Raw genomic sequence first — 17,254 nt, 5'->3', positions numbered from 1 at the left:
ATTCAAGCCGCGGGGGCATCCCCGCTTTTTTTATTGAAAGAATTTCTTAACCTTTTTGTAAAAAGATCCTGACCAACAAATGATACAATGGAACCATTATGACTGCCGGCCCGCCGCAAACGGGCCAAACAAAGGATGAAAACGGACATGGACAAGCATATTCTGATCGTCGACGACGACGATAAAATCGCTCAACTGATCGAAATTTATTTACAAAACGAAGGCTATACCGTCTACAAAGCCGACAACGGCCTGACGGCTCTGGAAATTATGGCGGAACAGACGGTTCACCTCGTCATCCTCGATATTATGATGCCGGGCATGGACGGCCTTCAGGTGTGCATGAAAATACGCGAAAAGCAAATGACCCCCATCTTGATGATCAGCGCCAAAGACGGGGACCTCGATAAAATTACCGGGCTGATGACCGGGGCGGACGATTATGTCGTGAAGCCTTTCAATCCGCTGGAGCTGATCGCCCGTGTCAAATCCTTGCTGCGGCGGGCTTATTTCCAGGCCCAGGCGTCTGTTCCCGCCGAGGAGCACACGACCCGGATCGGCTCCCTCTTGATCGACAAGCAGACCCACACCGTTACCGCCAACGGTCGCCTCGTCAAGCTGACGCCGATCGAATTCGGCATTCTGTCTCTGCTGGCGACTCATCCGGGACGTGTATTCAGCTCGGAAGAAATTTTCGAGAAAATCTGGAAAGAAAAATATTTCGAATCCACCAACTCCGTAACGGTTCATATCAGCCGCCTCCGCGACAAGCTGGAGAAAGAAACGGAAGGCGAGAAACTCATTCACACGATCTGGGGGGTCGGCTACAAGCTTGAAAACTAATTGGAGCAGAGCCCTGCTGTACAGCCTCGGATCGGCCCTGATCGTGCTGCTTCTGATTTTTCTCCTGGGCCGCACGCTCTTCTATTCCTACCTTTCCGAGCGGATCAGCCTGGAAAATATTTTGATCTGGATCAACTACCGGATCGGCTATCCCGATGCTTACATTCAGGCCGGACTGATTATCTTTCTTCTCTTTTTTATTTACTTTTACCGGCTGGAGCAGCGTCACCGGGACAAGCGTACGCTCGCGCAGATTATCGAGAATATGCAAAAAATCACCGACGGCGATTTTAATCACCGCGTTCCGGCAGGAGGCTCCGGCGAGCTCGGTCAGCTAGCCGTGCACGTCAACCGGCTTGTGGACCGTCTGAAGCTCTCCCTGGAGGAAGAACGACAGGCCGAACAGGCCAAGAACGACCTGATCACGAACGTGTCGCACGATCTCCGGACACCGCTCACTTCCATTACCGGTTATCTGGGCCTGGTGGATCAGGACAGATACCGTGACGAAGTGGAGCTCCGCCACTATATCGGGATGGCTTACGAGGAATCCCAGCGGCTGAACCAGCTCGTTCAGGATTTGTTCGAGTACACGCGGCTCCGGAACAAAGAAATGAAACTGCAGCTCGTCAAGATCGATCTGGTTGAAATGCTGCATCAGATTTTCTCCGCTTTTCAGCTGCAGCTTAAGGAAGCTGAAATGGATACGCGCATGACGTTCGAGCAGCCCCGCCTCTACGTGCTTGCGGACGGCAACAAACTGCGCCGGGTGTTTGAGAATCTGATCACCAACGCCATCAAGTACGGGCATGACGGAGCCTATCTCGACGTCACGGGACGGATCGAGGGCAGCGAAATTGTCCTTTCCGTAACCAATTACGGAGAATCGATCCCCGCACCCGATCTTCCGCGGATTTTCGAGCGGTTTTACCGCGTTGAGAAGTCCCGTACGAAGCATCTCGGGGGCTCGGGAATCGGTCTGGCCATCGCCAAGCAGATTATCGATCTTCACGGCGGAACGATCGAGGCTTACAGCGATCCGGAAGAGACGGTATTCACGGTTCGCCTGAGGACGCTGAATCCCGAAGGCGTTCCTCCCTCCTCCGTCCGTTCCGGTTCTTTCTAGACGCGATCTCCCGCGGGAGATCGCTTTTTTTATCCCCGGAATAGACTGTGCCGGAAACTCTCAAAATCTGTCTAAAATCACAGAGAAACGTAATTATTTCGTAAGGTTTTCTTATCGGATTATTAAACGTTGGGGTCCAATATAGAAGGAGAACAGTTACCGCCTCAAACCCGAAAGGAGCAATACCCTATGAAACTAAAATCAACCCTGCTGGGACTCACGGCTGCCGTCGTCGCCCTGACCCTGGTTTCGGATCCTTTACATGTCATTAAGCCTCGCGCCGTATCCGCTTTATCGACCCTGCGCTCAGGTCTTCTGGGCGGAAGCGGCAGCCCTTTAACGTCTTCCGTTGAGGGAGAAGCCGCCGTCCTTATGGACGCGGATACCGGCAAGGTCCTTTTCGAGAAGCAGAAGGACTCGCGCCTTTACCCCGCCAGCACCACCAAAATCGTCAGCGCCATGGTCGCCCTCGAGAAAGGCGGCTCCAAAGACCGCATCACGGTCGGCGACGAAATCCGGCTGAAAACGCCGGGGGAAAGTACCGCCGGACTGTGGGAGGGCCAGCGCCTCTCGCTCAAGGATCTTGTCGCCGCGATGATGCTTCCATCCGGGAACGACGCGGCAAGAACCGTCGCCCGCTACATCGCGGAGAAGGACAGCGGCCGGAAGCTTTCCGCGGAAGAGGGCATCGACTACTTTGCCGGCCTGATGAACGAGAAGGCCGCCGCGGTCGGCGCCAAGCGCTCCCACTTCACGAACCCGCACGGGCTGCACGATCCTAAGCATTACACGACTGCGGGCGATATGGCTCTGCTTGCCCGGGAAGCCATGAAGAACAAAGTGTTCCGAGGTATTGTCGATGAGCCCCGGCATACGGTCGCTTCGTCCGGACATTCGCAAACGTTCGTCAACCGGAACCAGCTTCTTCAGGAAGGCGGCGCCTATTACTTCAAAGGCGTTAACGGCGTCAAAACAGGCTTTACGGACGAAGCCGGCTATTGTCTTGTTTCGTCGGCCGATCTCGACGGAAAGAACCTGATTACCGTCGTCCTCCGTTCAAGCTCCGGCGGCGTTTATACCGACACCCATGCGCTGCTCAAGCTTGCCGTGAACAAGGAAACGGCCTGAACCGGCCGGCTCCAAGCCACGGTCAGGACCGGGCCGGGCTTCGGCAGTGTCTCCACAGCTGCCTTACTCTCCTTGTCCCGAACGGCTGTCCCTGCTTGAACGAAAGGTGATGAACCTTTCGGGCAAAGTGAGTCATACCGTGCCAGCCGTCAAAATCACATCCGTTCGGGAGCCGGCAGTCCGAGCACATCCAGCGCTTTCCCTAACGTTTCACGGAATTTCCACGTCAGCCAAACCCGCAGCCCCACCCGGTCGGCCGGTCCCTTCAGTATCGGACAAGCTCCGTAGAAGTTGTTGAACAGCAGCGACAGCTCGAAAGCATAGCTGCAGATCAGATTCGGAGCCAGCTGCCGGACGGCGGCATCCATCGTCTCGGTCCAGTACGCGATCTGCTTCAGCAGCTGGCGCTCGGGGGTTTCCAGCGTCCCGCCGTCCACGCAAGGAACTTGCGGCTCCTTGAACGCCTGCCCGTTCACTGTCCGTTCTGCGCCCGCCTTCTCCAGCACACTACCGGCACGGGCGTACGCGTACAGCAGATAAACGCCGGAGTTGCCGCTTACTTCCGTCGCCTGGCGCAGATCAAAAACGACTTCCGTCTGAAGATGATATTTCAGCAGGTAATACCGGATCGCGGCGGCCGCAATGTCCCGGCTGGATAGCCCTTCCTTCCGGGAGCGCTGAGACTCGATGCTCTCCTCCATCGCCTGGAGCAGCTCGGCCACTTTGATGCCTATACCTTGGCGGCCCGACATGGCATACGAGCCTTTCCCTGCGGAAGTGTCGACTCCCAGGCTGCCCGCCGTTTCGGGGCTCAGCGAAACGACCCCGTAGCTCACATGCAGCAGCCGGGCAGCCTGTACGCCGTAGCCGAGCGCCTCCAGCGCCAGCTTGACCATCGTCTGCGGATACTCCTGCCGATGATCGATCACATTGATCACCGTTTCTCCGCCGCCGAACGGCCTCAAGTGTCCTTGCGGTTCGGTGGACCAAACGTCTTCTTCAAACGGCATATACTTAAAATCCTGGGACAATAAACCGAACTTCCACAAATGGTAGGCGATATCTTTCGCCGTATACGTCAAAATTCCGTTCGACCGGACGAGTACCTTATCCGCCTGATGCGCTTCCGTGTCAAGATCGCCGGGCACCTCCGCTTCATCCCCGCTCGCTCCTTCGTGGCGAAGTACCCAGCAGCCGGCCAGCTTGCCTTCCTCCACTTTATAAAACGCATCCGTCGCCTTAAGATGTTCGAAAGCGGCTTCCCACAACCCTTCGGCCACAATACGGCTTTCCCATACGAGCACGTCATACCCGATGCCGAACGCCTTCATCTCGTGAAGCTGCTCCCGCACGATTTTTTCCGCCGTCAAACGTCCGATCCAGGCCGTAGAAGATTTTCCTTCCTCCAATTCGTGGAGCACCCTCGTTCTCTCTTCAAGCAAAGCGGAGCTCTCCTTGTACGCTTTGTTTACTTTTGCATAGGTGTCCCAGCAATAATCACCGAAACGGACATGCTCCCCCTCCGCACTCGTACAAAGGATACCTACCACCGTATCGGCCAGCTGATTTCCCAGGTCATCGATATAATTGTGAATTTCCACCTCACAGCCCGCTCTCACCAAAAGGCGCGCCAGCGTATCTCCGATACAGGAATTGCGCAGATGTCCGATATGGGCGGATTTGTTCGGATTGATCGACGTATGCTCGATCACCACCTTCCCCTTCTCCGTCTCGCTATGGTAATCCGAATATTCCCGGTGGCGGTTCAGCCAAACTTTCCAATCGATTGAAACGTTTAAAAAACCCGGTGCCGCGATCTCTATTCCGGAAAAAATACCTTCTGCGATCTTCGCATGCTCCAGCTCACTTTTTAGCTTATTTGCAATTTCCATGGGAGACTTTCTCAAGGTTTTAGCCAAAAGCATGGCGACATTCGTGCTGTACTCCCCGTGTTCGGGATGGGCGGGTCTATCTACCCGTACTTTCAGTTCCGGCGGCCACGAGATGCCCGCTTCGTTCAGCAGCTTCCCGACCTCTTTTTCGATTTCAATGCGCAATAGTGCGGATATCATTTTCACAACCCCCTTTTGATGATGAACGCAAAAAAGCCCCGTCTCTATGAAGAGACGAGAGCTCATGAGTTCCCGCGGTACCACTCTAAGTGCCCGATTCCGCTTCTGCGGATAACCGGACCTCTTTTGACCGATAACGGCGTTCAGCCGGATCTTCCTAGTTTCCGTTCAGAAGACCATCTCCCGGGCCCGAGGCCAACCAGACATCCGTACCGGCTTTCACCTTCTCCGGCTCGCTGCGACTATCCGTCTGAATACCAATCCCGTTCTTAAACGTTCTGTTTTTGCGTTGTTTGAATAATTAGATTATTTATACCGGAACATCTTCTTGTTGTCAAGGCGGCATTTGTTAAAAAGAGTTGTAGCAAGGAAAAACTTGCGGAAGAAATGACCCCGGTTCCGATTGAGACCTAAACTAAAAACCTGTGCTGAAACACATGTTTATGTTTACAAAAATATTCATGATGATGATAAGTATTAATTTATGAAGAAATATTTCTCCTAAAATTTATGTAATAAATTCATTATCCGTATTAAATTTCTTTTTATAGATTATAACTATAATAATTACAGATTTTATTTTAAATTCAGCCATTTTAACCGTTTACACTTGTACGTTAATGTGTTACTTTGATGATGTAATCTAAATTATGGTAAAGGGTGTGTAATTATGAAGAGTAGAGTTTTAGCTATGTTGTTCCTCTGTTTCGCCCTGTTTATTGTTGTTCCTATCTCCGCATCAGCCGCTACAAGTGTGCAGGCTACAGGCCAGGGCCAGCTGAACATTACGGCCAATTTCACAGGGTCTACTTATGCTGAGGTTTATGTCAGCAACCAGAACGGACAAGCAGTTTACAACAAAATCTTCACCTCCGTTGGCGGAAATGGAACAATCAACGCTTCGATTCCTAACCTTCCATACGGCACTTACAAGATCATTATCGGCGGACAAGCTATTTCGGTCTCGAACCTGCATTACGGTTTCCAATAATGCAACATGAAAAAGCCTCGATTTCGAGGCTTTTTTATTTATTTCTTGTCCTGATACTTCCGGTTCATGACGTCGCCCTATTCCTAAGGCTGAAAGCCGATTGGGCTTTCTTTTTTTCTTCTTACACGGGTGTAACAAAATTCTGCCGTTGCAATTACCGGCCAAAAGCCAACTCCCACAATTGCTCCATAACCGGGGGATTAAATTCTTGAGGATGCAATAAAATCGAAAGGAATAACGTTATCAGGATTGCGACGGTTACCGAAATCGTCCGATTTACGTATTGTGGTCTTTTTAGGAAGCCAATCGCGATCACCGTACTGTTTAAAACATAAACAGCGGGAAGGCTAACAATTCTGCCAAGCCCCGTGGAAGGAAAATATACGATTAACGCTGTAATCAAAAACATGGAAGGAGCAAGGGCCAAAACACACTGATCCCAAACCGAAAATCCGAATAGAGAAGCCTTGTTCAATAAGGGGAAAAATTTATAAAACCTATGACTGCAGTTAAGACATGTATGATCATAGGGAACTACGAAAGAAACCAAGCAAAGCATGGCCCCATATGAAAATCCTCCCGTGTAAAACAGAAAAGTCAGAAATAAATAAAGGGCTATTAGCAATCTCGTGAAAATTGAAGAAGTTCGCTTTATTCGGTCACTCTTGCATTTAGGACAATGTTTCACACTTATCTCCATTCTTATCCGCCTACGAAGTGTCGTTAATTAAAGGGGCTTACAAGCATAGTGTATTATTCTTTTTTATTGATTGGTTTCCTCTTTTATCCGTGAACATAACCAACCTGCTTATAGCCGAATCCGATTGCACTCAGCCTACTGCTTCTAAATTGACTAAATTTCTTCTATTATCGAAAAATCGTGCTCACGCGCCCATAAAAAAGAGCCTCCCCGCATAAGCGGGAAAGCTCTTCGAGACCTCGCTCAATGAGCGACGGTGTTGTAAGTCATAATCCAGATGGAACCTGCTACGATCGTCGTCAAAATCACGAGACCGAGAATCAAGGTCAACAGGTTGTAACGCGGTCCCTTCTCGTCCGTCAAGTGCATGAAGAACAACAGCTGCACGGCGAATTGGAGAACGGCGGTAATGAGCAGGACCAGAATGGCCGCCTTGCCCGTTACCATTTTGTTCAGAACAACGACCAGCGGAATAATCGTCAGCACGATCGACAACAGGAAACCGATGACGTAAGACTTCAGAGAACCATGCGATTCATGGTGTTCATGGTCGTGCGCTCCGCCCGAATGGGTCGTATGTTGTGCCATCTTACATCACCCCCATCAAGTAAACGAACGTGAAGACGAAAATCCAGACCACGTCCAGAAAGTGCCAGTACAAGCTGATGATGTTCACTTTACGGCGTGTTACCGTGTTGATGCCGTGACGGCTGAGCTGAATCATCAACGCAATCATCCATACGAGACCGACGGATACGTGAATACCGTGCGTTCCGACCAGCGTGAAGAACCCGGACAAGAAACCGCTCGTCGAAATCGTCGCGCCTTCATGAACCATTTTGACAAACTCGGTTACTTCCAGCGTGATAAAGGAAGCGCCCAGCAGCGCCGTTACGGCCAGCCAGCCGATCAGGCCTTTGCGGTTGCCTTTGTTCATCGCCAGTACGGCCAGACCGCTTGTAAAGCTGGACGTGAGGAGGATGAACGTCTCCGCGATAATGCCCGGCATTTCGAACAGCTCTGCCGGAGTCGGACCGCCGTTTGTGTTGCCGTGAAGAACAATGTACGTAGCGAACAACGTACCGAACAGAATAACGTCGGTGATCAGGAAGATCCAGAAGCCGAACATCCGCAGCGATTCGAGGTCATGATGGCCATCATCATGGCTGTGATCGTGCTGGTGAGACATTGCTTTATTGTGACTGCTTGCTTGTGCCAATTAGACCGACCCCCTTGCCGCGGCTTCCGTGCGTTCAATCTCATCCACCGGAATATAGTAATCTGTATCATAGTTAAAGGAATGTGCGAGCATACATACCGCGACTCCGATCATGCCCGGGATGGCGAAGAACATCCAGCCGAACACGAAGCCGAAGCCCGCGATGAACCAGCAAAGCGATTTGATGAACGGAATCGCCGAGTTTTTCGGCATATGAATCGGTTCAAGCTTCGCCTTAGGCGCCGGTTTGCCGCCCTGCTCCAGACGCTGCTTCTCTTCCCACCAAGGATCCTGCTCGCTTGCCGTAGGAATCGTCGCAAAGTTATAAAGCGGAGCCGGAGAAGGAATGGACCATTCCAGCGTACGGCCGTCCCATGGATCGCCTGTTGTGTCGCGCTCCATGAACTTGATGCTGTGTGCGATCTGCCATACTTGGAAAATGAAGCCTACCCCCATCAGGAAGCCCCCGATAGTGGAAGTCAGGTTCAAGCCGTACCAGCCCGAATCCCAGCCGTATGTGCTGATACGTCGTGTCATACCGTCCAGGCCGAGGAAATATTGCGGCATGAAGCAGACATAGAAACCGATATTCCAAAGCCAGAATGCCCATTTACCGAGCTTCTCATTCAGCTTGAAGCCGAAAATCTTCGGCCACCAGTAGTAAAGACCCGCGAAGTATCCGAATGCGACACCGCCGATAAGCACTTGGTGGAAGTGGGCAATCAGGAAGTAACTGTTGTGGAACTGGAAGTCGGCCGGCGCTACGGAAAGCAGCACGCCTGTCATCCCGCCCACGATAAAGCACGGAATAAATCCGATCGTCCACAGCATCGGCGTATCGAACCTGATTTTACCCCGGTACATGGTGAACAGCCAGTTGAATACCTTCACTCCCGTCGGAATCGCGATAATCATCGTCGTTATGGCAAAGAAGGCATTGACATTGGCCCCCGAACCCATCGTGAAGAAGTGATGCGCCCAAGTAAAGAACGAGAGAACGCTGATAATCATCATGGCGAATACCATGGATTTGTACCCGAACAATTTTTTCTTCGCGAAAGTCGAAACGACTTCCGAGAATATACCGAATGCCGGCAGTACAACGATGTAAACCTCAGGGTGACCCCACATCCAGATGAGGTTGATGTACATCATCGGATTGCCCCCGCCGTCCAGCGTGAAGAAGTGCGCGCCCATGAAACGGTCAAGGAACAGCAGAGCGAGCGTCACGGTCAGAATCGGGAAGGCGAAAATGATCGCGATACAGCTGGAAAGCACGGACCAGGAAAACATCGGCATTTTCATAAGCTTCATGCCCGGTGCGCGCATTTTCAGAATGGTCACGATAAAGTTAATACCGGTCATTAAACTACCGATACCGGAAATCTGAATCCCCCAGATATAGAAGTTCTGCCCGACTCCCGGACTGTGTGAGAGCTCCGACAGCGGCGGGTAGGCCAGCCAGCCCGCATCAGGCGATCCTCCGATAACGAAAGACATATTGAACAGCATCGCGCCGAAGAAGAACAGCCAGAAGCTGAGCGCGTTCAGGAACGGGAACGCAACGTCGCGCGCTCCGATCTGAAGCGGTACGGCGATATTGAACAAGCCGAACATCAGCGGCATCGCCATGAACAAAATCATGATTACGCCGTGCGTGGTGAAAATTTGGTTATAGTGCTCCGGCTGCAGGAACTCCATATCCGGCATCGCCAATTGCGTACGCATAAGCAGCGCATCGACGCCGCCGCGGAACAGCATCAGGATCGATGCGATGATATACATGATACCGACACGCTTGTGGTCGACGGTAGTCAGCCATTCGCGCCACAGCCATGTCCATTTTTTAAAATAAGTCAGTACAAAGATGATGGCGATAGTCGCCAGAGCGATACTCACGTCAGCGCCGTAAATCAGCGGATCGCCGGTTACGAAGAACGTGGACGCGAAATCTTTGATTTTATCCAGCATGATGGATGTTCCCCCTTTCCTCTCTATTCATGGCCCGTATGAGCGGCGGAAGCTTCCTGCTTCACTGCTCCCGAGCCTTCCGTTGAACTGTTTCCGGCGGCTTTGTCAGATGTACCCGACTCGGTACCGGCGGATGGCTTGGCAGGCACAGGTGCACCGAAGCCTCCATGGTTATGGGACGGGGAGTATCTCGTTACGATCTTCTCAAACAACCCTTCCGGGAATTTGGAGAAAGACTGAACTTCCGATACGCCAGGCTCAGCAAGCTTCTTGTATCCGTCCAGCGTAAGCTCCGGAGAGCTTCCTTTGATTCCATTGACCCAGGAATCGAATTCGGCTTGAGTCGTTGCTTTCGCGACGAATCTCATCTTACCGAAATCTTTACCGCTGAAGTTGGCGCCCGAACCCATATATTCGCCCGGCTCGTCGGCCATCAGGTTCAGCTTCATGGCCATTCCGGACATCGTGTAAATTTGTCCGCCAAGCTGCGGAATCCAGAAAGAGTTCATCGGTGCGTCCGAAGTCAGCTCGAAACGAACCGGTACATCTTCCGGAAACTGAACATAGTTAACTGTCGCGATACCCTGCTCGGGATACTTGAAAAGCCATTTCCAGTCCAAAGACGTAACTTGGATCGTGATCGGCTTAACCTCTTTCTCGGCCGCAAGCGGTTTGGAAGGCTCCAGCGCATGCGTGTAACGGACGGTAACGATACCAAGTGCCAAAATAATCAGAATCGGGATCCCCCACCAAATTGTTTCTAGCTTGGTGCTGTGCTCCCAGTTTGGCGTATATTTCGCCTTTCTGTCCGGCTTGTCACGGTAGCGCCACACGATTACAAAGGTAATCACGAGTACGGGTACGATGATGACCAGGCAGAGCAGAGTCGAAATCACGATCAAATCCATCTGCTGCTGACCGACGGGACCTTTCGGATCCAATACGATCGGACTCTTACAGCCTGCGGAAACGACCGCCATCAACACCAGCATGAATACTGCGCTAAAACGCCGGAACAAGTTCCCCTTCTTCAATTCTCCTCATCTCCTGACTAACGCCCCCGCCGTCCTAAGACGCGGAGATCGTTCGTTCTTTCATGTATGTGATAAACATAACAGAAACGGAATCGAACATCTGCCCTGTTAACAAAGGTGTCATCGAACCGTTGAAATTCCGTAATAGAAAGTTCAACGTTTCGACGTTTTTTTGTAATGAATAGGCAGAAAACCTTGCCAGACCAGCGTTTCCACCAAAACTTGGATGAAACCGAGGTCCCATCCGGCTCTAATTGTGAACGCAAATTCTGTCCGATTATGTCGATCCGTAGACACACCTTTAGGTTCATTACCCGAATTGCCCGTCTTCTAACAGCCCGTTCCGGTTAATCTTCCGTTTTCCTTTACACGTTCAAACTTTCTATATACATTCACGGGAAGACAATAAAAAGAAGCCCTCCACCCTTGCGGGTCCAGAGGACTTCTTCTTCATTCCGATTATTCGGTTACTTCACCGTTCTCCTGCTGTTCAAACTTACGCTCGTGCACCAGGTGAATCGCAGTGCCGATCGTATAGATGAACACGCTGCCGACCATAAAGCCGATGCCGACCATCAGCGTCAGGTTCTTGTCACTAAAGTGGAACACGTTCCACAGGCTCATAATAACGCCGATTACAAGCGCGCTCCATGCCATCAGGTTCATAAAAGAGAATAAGCGACCAACTTCGCGTTCGTTTTTTTGTCTTTGCGGTACGGTTAATGTTTTGGTTGTCATTGAAATCACTTCCCTTTCGTGCAGTAAGGGTCTATTTGTGTCTATTATAGCACAATCTTTAAAATTTGTTCAAACAATTTTCAAATTTTGATCAATAATTGGACACTTTTTATTACCCGAAACGAGAAGGAGGTAAACATTAGGAAAACAACGTTCCATAACCGCACTACTTGTGCCGCAAAAACTCTTTTCCCTCTCATCCCCCAATACACTCTAGTGAACTTACGGCATCCCCCTCTTCCGATAATCATATTTCTGTCGCCAGGAATTCGGTTTCCTAACCACACGGATAGGATTCCGTCAATAAAAAGCCAATATTCGTCGGGCACCGCGTAGCTCCCAATGCACCCTGCTCGGCGTCACATGACGCTAGGTCTCTTTTTAGACTTCCCTGCCTGTCTTTCCCTTCCCATTTTCAAAAAACACCTTTCAAAAAACGCTTCCCTGCCAGCCGTTCAGTTTTGCGGCCGCCTCGACAAAGAAATAGTCTCCGTAGATCAGCCCTACATCGATGTTCTGGCCGGCGGGTTTATTGCCCGTGCCTTCCCGAAGGATCGCTTCGCTCCCGTCGTCAAATGAAGCGTATGAGCCGGCCAAAGCCGCCATAATCCTTGCCGCCGCTTGCTCATACAGCGCTCTCTCGAATTCCGGCACATGCTTTGCGATTTCGAGCATTCCCGACGCGGCGCAGGCTCCCGCCGAAGTGTCCCGGGGCTCTCCTTCCGCATTCCCGGTGCGGAAATCCCAGTACGGCACGCCGTCTTCGGGCAGGCATGCCACAAAATAATGGGCGACTCTTTTCGCCGCATGAAGGTAGCGTACTTCGCCGGTATACCGGTAAACGTTCGCCATCCCGTATAGGGCCCAAGCCTGTCCGCGGCTCCATCCCGATTCCGGCGCATGCCCTTGACCTCCCAGCGCTTCCAGGAAAGCCCCCGTTTCCGGATCAAAGCTGACAATATGCCGGACCGATCCGTCTTCCCGGATAAAATGTTCCAGCACGGTATCCGCGTGGGCTGCCGCTATATGACGGAAGCGGGGGTCCTGTATTTCTTCCGCCGCCCAGAAAAGCAGCGACAGATTCATGCAGGAATCAATAATCGCCCAGCCGGTTTTGTCTTGGTTCCAGGCCCGCAGAAAACGGCCGGCGAGATTAAACCGCCCCGCCAAGAAATTCGCCGCCTGCAATCCTCTTCTGCGAGCATCGGCGTCTCCCGTAAGCTTGTATTTGATAACCGCCGTCGGAAGAAATTGAAAGCCGACGTCATGGTGCAGATTGGAGGCGTTCACCATACACTGTTCCAGTCTCGCATCCCAGTCCCAGGCTTTTTGCCGCAATGAAGGATCCCCCGTCATTTCATGCATAATCCACAACATTCCCGGCCAGAAGCCGGAGGTCCACCAATCCACTCTCATATCGTCATATACCCCGTCAAAAGCCACATGAGGCGACCGGTCCCCCATTTTTTCCGCCATGTTGTTTACTTTCTTCCGCAGCTCGCTCCATAATTGTTCGTTATTCACTCTTATCCCTGCCCTCTCCGGCTATCCGTCCGGCCCATGCTCTACCGCCGGACTCCGTTAGTGTCCTTATGCTTCTATCGTAACAAACCGCGTTCGGCATAGTTTTGGGAATATTATGATATAATGTTGTCAAATTACGAATTCATAGAGGGCCTCATCATGAAGATTGATAATTATGCCGATCTTGGACGGCATCCCGTTCAGCTTTCTCTTTGTGTCAACCGTTCGGAAAGCTTTCGCGATATTTTTCATGCCCATCAAGGAATCGAAATACTATATGTTCACCGTGGCAGGGGAAGAGTCATGATCGGACAGGATCTGTTCGAGATGAAGCCGGGTACGCTTCTGTTTTTTAAACCGTTCCAGCTTCATACGATACGGATGACCATTACTGAAGAGCAGCCCTATATCCGTTCCATGCTGTTATTCGATCCGGCCGTTTTGCTCCGGTACACCGAGCCTTACCCGGCGTTAAACAGTTTTTTGCTGCATATTTGGAAACATCCGTTCGATCATCAGTGGATTGATGTACCGGATCCCCAAGCAGTGGATGCCCTTTTTCATTTTTACAAAGGAAATACATCGGTGAACGGGAGCACCCCTCTTCAATCTGAAAAAATTGTGCTGGATACGATATCCCTTCTCCACCGGATTCAAGTTCTTTTCGAAAAGGGATCTGCCCCCGGAAGAGTCGGCACTACGCTTCGCTTTTCCCCGTCCGTCGCCGCTATACTGGACTGGATCGAAGTCAACTATGCGTCGGAGTTTCGCCTGACCGATTTGGCCCGGCACGTGCACCTTACTCCCAACCATGTCTCCTACCTGTTTCACAGGGAAACCGGGAGCACCTTAACCGGCTATCTGACCGCCAAAAGGCTGCAGCAAGCCTCTTTTCTTCTTAAAACGACGAACTTATCCGTCCGCGAAATCGGCCATCGAATCGGGTTTTCTAACTTCTCTTACTTTTGTCAATTGTTCAAAAAACATAACGGCCTCTCGCCCGCAAAATATCGCGCCAGTTAAACGCAAAAAAGGCAGGAACGTCTTTCGACGCCCTGCCTTTTCTTTTACGTGTACGATCGTTACAGTGTCAAACCGCCATCGACTACCAAAATGGAACCGGTCATATAGCTGGACTTATCCGATGCCAGGAAAGCGACAGCTTCAGCCAGCTCGTTAGGCTGCGCATACCGGCCCATACGCATGTTAGGTATTTCTTCCGGTACAAAACCCGTCGTTTTGAACATTTCGGTTACGCTGTCCGTTAAAGCGGTTTGAACCCCACCCGGGCAGATCGCGTTAACGCGGATGCCTTTTTTGACATATTCAAGAGCCGCGGATTTCGTTAATCCGACAACCGCATGCTTGCTGGCCGAATATACGCTCACGCTGTGCTCACTCCGTATGCCTGCTGTAGAAGCCGTGTTTATGACCACGCCGCCGCCCTGCTTTTCCATCACCTGCAGCACATATTTCAGACCGAGAAATACTCCTTTTACATTCACATTCATAAGGCGGTCATATTCGTCTTCCTCAACTTCCGTAAGCGGACTGAATTTCTGAATAATTCCCGCGTTATTAAAGAAAATATCGATGCGGCCGTACTTTTCTACCGCCTTATTTACATAGTTCTGCACATCTTCGCTTATAGCCACGTTAGCCTGGACAAAAAAAGCCTCTCCGCCCTGTTCTTGAATGAGACGGACCGTTTCTTCACCGGTCTCTTTGTTAAAGTCTACCGCTACGATTTTTGCACCGTCTTCGGCCAGCTTCAAGCTGCTTGCTCTTCCGATTCCGCTGCCTGCACCTGTCACTACTGCGATCTTAGCTAATGTTGTCATGTTCTTAATCCCCTTGAGCCAGAGTATAATGATTAAATATATGATAGTTTAACTATCGTATTGATTGTTATTATATCACTCATAAAAACGTTGCTCAATAACATGTTTTGGAAAAAATGAAATCGGGCCTGCATTGACAATTAGCGGAAGGTTTGCTAGGATGGCAATCAGCCCAACCGGGATTGAAAGGACGTGAGCTTCAATGCCCCCCAAAACCAGATTGGAACAAGAACGCCGTGAAGGCAAGCAAGTCAGAAAAAACAGCCTGATCGATGCCGCCGAAAGAGTTTTTATGCGCAAAGGTCTCGAAAAAACAACTATGCAGGAAATCGCGGATGAAGAAAATATCGGCATCGCTACGGTTTTCCGTTATTTTCCTAAAAAGGACAAGCTGATCGTTGCGGTTGCCGTTAAAATTATTGAATCCCAAATCTCAACTTTTCAGTCCGTAGCCGATTTACCCTGCACATGTATGGAGAAGCTGGATAAACTTTTTGACCATTTTATTTCGTTCATTGAGCCGCAGCATTTGGACAATACCCGTTTTATCGAGGCTTTCGAGAGTTACGCGGCCCAGTCCTCCGTTCCCCTGGCGGATATCGAACTATACAACGCCGCTATCCGCAAGTTCAGCGAGGTTCTTACCGAAATCATCATAACCGGACGGATCGATGGATCTATTCGCAGTGACATCACGATTCAGGATACGCTCTCCAGCCTTATTCATGCTTTTGGTATTGTCTCTAAGAAACTCTCTATGCAAAAAAGCATCGTCATGCTGGAAGCCAAGCTTCCGCCCGAAACTCAGTTGGCTATCCTCAAAACTATTTTTCTGGACTATCTTAAGCCGTCGACCAAAGAGGCACCTTAAACAGTTAGTTCTGTTATAAGGTCTCCAAGGCCTAAACTGGCTCCATGGCTTTATCGTTTGAATCACTTTTTAAAGGTTCCGTTTATGCAAAACAACCCTGTTGGGATTCCCAATAGGGTTGTTTTCGTTAACGCGGCTTATGGCAGCTAATGACAGAGAGGTTGTTGACAGTTGTCTGGACAGTTTCTTTTTATAATTTCTTTTTTTCTGCTCCAATGAATCTCCGATAATATAACTGGTTATTCTTATTGGATTGATCGATTGAGCCGCATGGTGATAAAAGCATGCCGTCACCTAATGCCATTGTGACTCTGCAAATGAAAACAATATAAACAAAAAAGAGCCCTCTTGAACGGTTACGTTCAAAAGGACTCTTGCGTGCTTGGCAACGTCCTACTCTCCCAGGACCCTTCGGTCCAAGTACCATCGGCGCTGGAAGGCTTAACGGTCGTGTTCGGGATGGGTACGCGTGGTTCCCTTCCGCCATCGTCACCAAACAGGTGTCTATGCAGACACATCAGGGTTGCTCCCTGAAAACTAGCAGCGAAACAAGCAGTCGATCCATCCAAAGATCTTGTGGTGCATACGCTGGGTATGCTTCCGATGCGGCATTTACTGTCGTAAGTGCCTAAGTATATGCTTTCGAAGTAACCTGTACTCCGCACATGTTTGGTGGTCAAGCCCTCGACCGATTAGTATTGGTCAGCTCCACACATTGCTGTGCTTCCACCTCCAACCTATCTACCTCGTCGTCTTCAAGGGGTCTTACATACTGGGAAATCTCATCTTGAGGGGGGCTTCACGCTTAGATGCTTTCAGCGCTTATCCCTTCCGTACATAGCTACCCAGCGATGCCTCTGGCGAGACAACTGGTACACCAGCGGTACGTCCATCCCGGTCCTCTCGTACTAAGGACAGCTCCTCTCAAATTTCCTGCGCCCGCGACAGATAGGGACCGAACTGTCTCACGACGTTCTGAACCCAGCTCGCGTACCGCTTTAATGGGCGAACAGCCCAACCCTTGGGACCTACTTCAGCCCCAGGATGCGATGAGCCGACATCGAGGTGCCAAACCTCCCCGTCGATGTGGACTCTTGGGGGAGATAAGCCTGTTATCCCCAGGGTAGCTTTTATCCGTTGAGCGATGGCCCTTCCATGCGGTACCACCGGATCACTAAGCCCGACTTTCGTCCCTG

14 protein-coding genes and 2 rRNA genes (1 of these 16 only partly in view) are annotated in these 17,254 nt (G+C 50.8%); 6 read left to right on the top strand and 10 right to left on the bottom strand.

Annotated features, from left to right (window positions below; translation table 11 throughout):
- Window positions 1-147 precede the first annotated feature (147 nt).
- The 3 genes from ABC395_RS07985 (at window position 148) to ABC395_RS07975 (ending at window position 3,097) form a co-directional block, all read left to right on the top strand.
- A complete protein-coding gene (locus ABC395_RS07985) occupies window positions 148-843 on the top strand; it encodes a response regulator transcription factor (RefSeq protein WP_413002104.1) in 696 nt (231 codons plus the stop codon).
- Window positions 833-1,969 (top strand): sensor histidine kinase, encoded by a 1,137-nt coding sequence (locus tag ABC395_RS07980; RefSeq protein WP_413002102.1) that lies wholly within the window; start codon window positions 833-835, stop codon window positions 1,967-1,969. The genes ABC395_RS07985 and ABC395_RS07980 overlap by 11 nt, the downstream gene beginning before the upstream one ends.
- A gap of 189 nt (window positions 1,970-2,158) precedes the next feature.
- Complete coding sequence (locus tag ABC395_RS07975; RefSeq protein WP_413002100.1) at window positions 2,159-3,097, top strand: D-alanyl-D-alanine carboxypeptidase family protein; 939 nt, start codon at window positions 2,159-2,161, stop codon at window positions 3,095-3,097.
- Window positions 3,098-3,252: 155 nt separating this feature from the next.
- Here ABC395_RS07975 and ABC395_RS07970 read toward each other — a convergent pair whose 3' ends face one another.
- On the bottom strand, window positions 3,253-5,169 hold the full coding sequence (locus ABC395_RS07970; RefSeq protein WP_413002099.1) for an arginine--tRNA ligase: 1,917 nt from the start codon (window positions 5,167-5,169) through the stop codon (window positions 3,253-3,255).
- Window positions 5,170-5,839: 670 nt separating this feature from the next.
- On the opposite strand from ABC395_RS07970, the gene ABC395_RS07965 reads away from it, so the two are divergent.
- A complete protein-coding gene (locus tag ABC395_RS07965; protein WP_413002097.1) occupies window positions 5,840-6,160 on the top strand; it encodes a T9SS type A sorting domain-containing protein in 321 nt (106 codons plus the stop codon).
- A 943-nt stretch (window positions 6,161-7,103) separates the two neighbouring features.
- Here ABC395_RS07965 and cyoD read toward each other — a convergent pair.
- The 6 genes from cyoD to ABC395_RS07935 form a co-directional block, all read right to left on the bottom strand.
- The gene (gene cyoD / locus ABC395_RS07960; RefSeq protein ID WP_413002095.1) at window positions 7,104-7,448 is read right to left on the bottom strand and encodes a cytochrome o ubiquinol oxidase subunit IV; all 345 of its coding nucleotides are present in this window, start codon (window positions 7,446-7,448) and stop codon (window positions 7,104-7,106) included.
- A 1-nt stretch (window position 7,449) separates the two neighbouring features.
- Complete coding sequence (cyoC, locus tag ABC395_RS07955) at window positions 7,450-8,049, bottom strand: cytochrome o ubiquinol oxidase subunit III (protein WP_181024381.1); 600 nt, start codon at window positions 8,047-8,049, stop codon at window positions 7,450-7,452.
- Window positions 8,050-8,079: 30 nt separating this feature from the next.
- Window positions 8,080-10,050, bottom strand: a complete 1,971-nt coding sequence (locus ABC395_RS07950; protein ID WP_413002094.1) for a cbb3-type cytochrome c oxidase subunit I — start codon at window positions 10,048-10,050, stop codon at window positions 8,080-8,082.
- A gap of 23 nt (window positions 10,051-10,073) precedes the next feature.
- On the bottom strand, window positions 10,074-11,042 hold the full coding sequence (gene cyoA, locus ABC395_RS07945; protein ID WP_413006706.1) for a ubiquinol oxidase subunit II: 969 nt from the start codon (window positions 11,040-11,042) through the stop codon (window positions 10,074-10,076).
- Between the two features lie 501 nt (window positions 11,043-11,543).
- A complete protein-coding gene (locus ABC395_RS07940; protein WP_103995309.1) occupies window positions 11,544-11,822 on the bottom strand; it encodes a hypothetical protein in 279 nt (92 codons plus the stop codon).
- A 429-nt stretch (window positions 11,823-12,251) separates the two neighbouring features.
- A complete protein-coding gene (locus tag ABC395_RS07935) occupies window positions 12,252-13,298 on the bottom strand; it encodes a glycoside hydrolase family 88 protein (protein ID WP_413006705.1) in 1,047 nt (348 codons plus the stop codon).
- Window positions 13,299-13,505: 207 nt separating this feature from the next.
- Between ABC395_RS07935 and ABC395_RS07930 the strand changes: the two genes are divergently transcribed.
- Window positions 13,506-14,369: a helix-turn-helix domain-containing protein gene (locus ABC395_RS07930; RefSeq protein WP_413002092.1), complete on the top strand. Its 864-nt coding sequence runs from the start codon at window positions 13,506-13,508 to the stop codon at window positions 14,367-14,369.
- A 59-nt stretch (window positions 14,370-14,428) separates the two neighbouring features.
- On the opposite strand, the gene ABC395_RS07925 is transcribed toward ABC395_RS07930, so the two are convergent.
- Window positions 14,429-15,187 (bottom strand): SDR family NAD(P)-dependent oxidoreductase, encoded by a 759-nt coding sequence (locus ABC395_RS07925; protein WP_413002090.1) that lies wholly within the window; start codon window positions 15,185-15,187, stop codon window positions 14,429-14,431.
- 202 nt (window positions 15,188-15,389) lie between these two features.
- Here ABC395_RS07925 and ABC395_RS07920 point away from each other — a divergent pair, with 202 nt between their 5' ends.
- Window positions 15,390-16,058 (top strand): TetR/AcrR family transcriptional regulator, encoded by a 669-nt coding sequence (locus ABC395_RS07920; RefSeq protein ID WP_413002089.1) that lies wholly within the window; start codon window positions 15,390-15,392, stop codon window positions 16,056-16,058.
- A 380-nt stretch (window positions 16,059-16,438) separates the two neighbouring features.
- On the opposite strand, the gene rrf is transcribed toward ABC395_RS07920, so the two are convergent.
- A 5S ribosomal RNA gene (gene rrf / locus ABC395_RS07915) occupies window positions 16,439-16,555 on the bottom strand.
- 175 nt (window positions 16,556-16,730) lie between these two features.
- Window positions 16,731-17,254, bottom strand: a 23S ribosomal RNA gene (locus ABC395_RS07910) (it continues 2,393 nt past the right edge of the window).

The organism is Paenibacillus canaveralius, from assembly GCF_047238265.1.
Classification (GTDB): domain Bacteria; phylum Bacillota; class Bacilli; order Paenibacillales; family NBRC-103111; genus Paenibacillus_F.
Note: the sequence above shows the minus strand (reverse complement) of the source record. Positions and strands in the feature narration are given on the sequence as shown.

Excerpts from the sequence above, each read along its gene's own strand:
- ABC395_RS07935 (WP_413006705.1), bottom strand. The coding sequence starts at position 13,298 with ATGGCGGAAAAAATGGGGGACCGGTCGCCTCATGTGGCTTTTGACGGG.
- cyoD (WP_413002095.1), bottom strand. The coding sequence starts at position 7,448 with ATGGCACAACATACGACCCATTCGGGCGGAGCGCACGACCATGAACAC.
- ABC395_RS07930 (WP_413002092.1), top strand. The coding sequence starts at position 13,506 with ATGAAGATTGATAATTATGCCGATCTTGGACGGCATCCCGTTCAGCTT.
- ABC395_RS07975 (WP_413002100.1), top strand. The coding sequence starts at position 2,159 with ATGAAACTAAAATCAACCCTGCTGGGACTCACGGCTGCCGTCGTCGCC.
- ABC395_RS07970 (WP_413002099.1), bottom strand. The coding sequence starts at position 5,169 with ATGATATCCGCACTATTGCGCATTGAAATCGAAAAAGAGGTCGGGAAG.
- ABC395_RS07950 (WP_413002094.1), bottom strand. The coding sequence starts at position 10,050 with ATGCTGGATAAAATCAAAGATTTCGCGTCCACGTTCTTCGTAACCGGC.
- ABC395_RS07925 (WP_413002090.1), bottom strand. The coding sequence starts at position 15,187 with ATGACAACATTAGCTAAGATCGCAGTAGTGACAGGTGCAGGCAGCGGA.
- ABC395_RS07940 (WP_103995309.1), bottom strand. The coding sequence starts at position 11,822 with ATGACAACCAAAACATTAACCGTACCGCAAAGACAAAAAAACGAACGC.
- cyoC (WP_181024381.1), bottom strand. The coding sequence starts at position 8,049 with ATGTCTCACCAGCACGATCACAGCCATGATGATGGCCATCATGACCTC.
- cyoA (WP_413006706.1), bottom strand. The coding sequence starts at position 11,042 with ATGCTGGTGTTGATGGCGGTCGTTTCCGCAGGCTGTAAGAGTCCGATC.
- ABC395_RS07965 (WP_413002097.1), top strand. The coding sequence starts at position 5,840 with ATGAAGAGTAGAGTTTTAGCTATGTTGTTCCTCTGTTTCGCCCTGTTT.
- ABC395_RS07985 (WP_413002104.1), top strand. The coding sequence starts at position 148 with ATGGACAAGCATATTCTGATCGTCGACGACGACGATAAAATCGCTCAA.
- ABC395_RS07920 (WP_413002089.1), top strand. The coding sequence starts at position 15,390 with ATGCCCCCCAAAACCAGATTGGAACAAGAACGCCGTGAAGGCAAGCAA.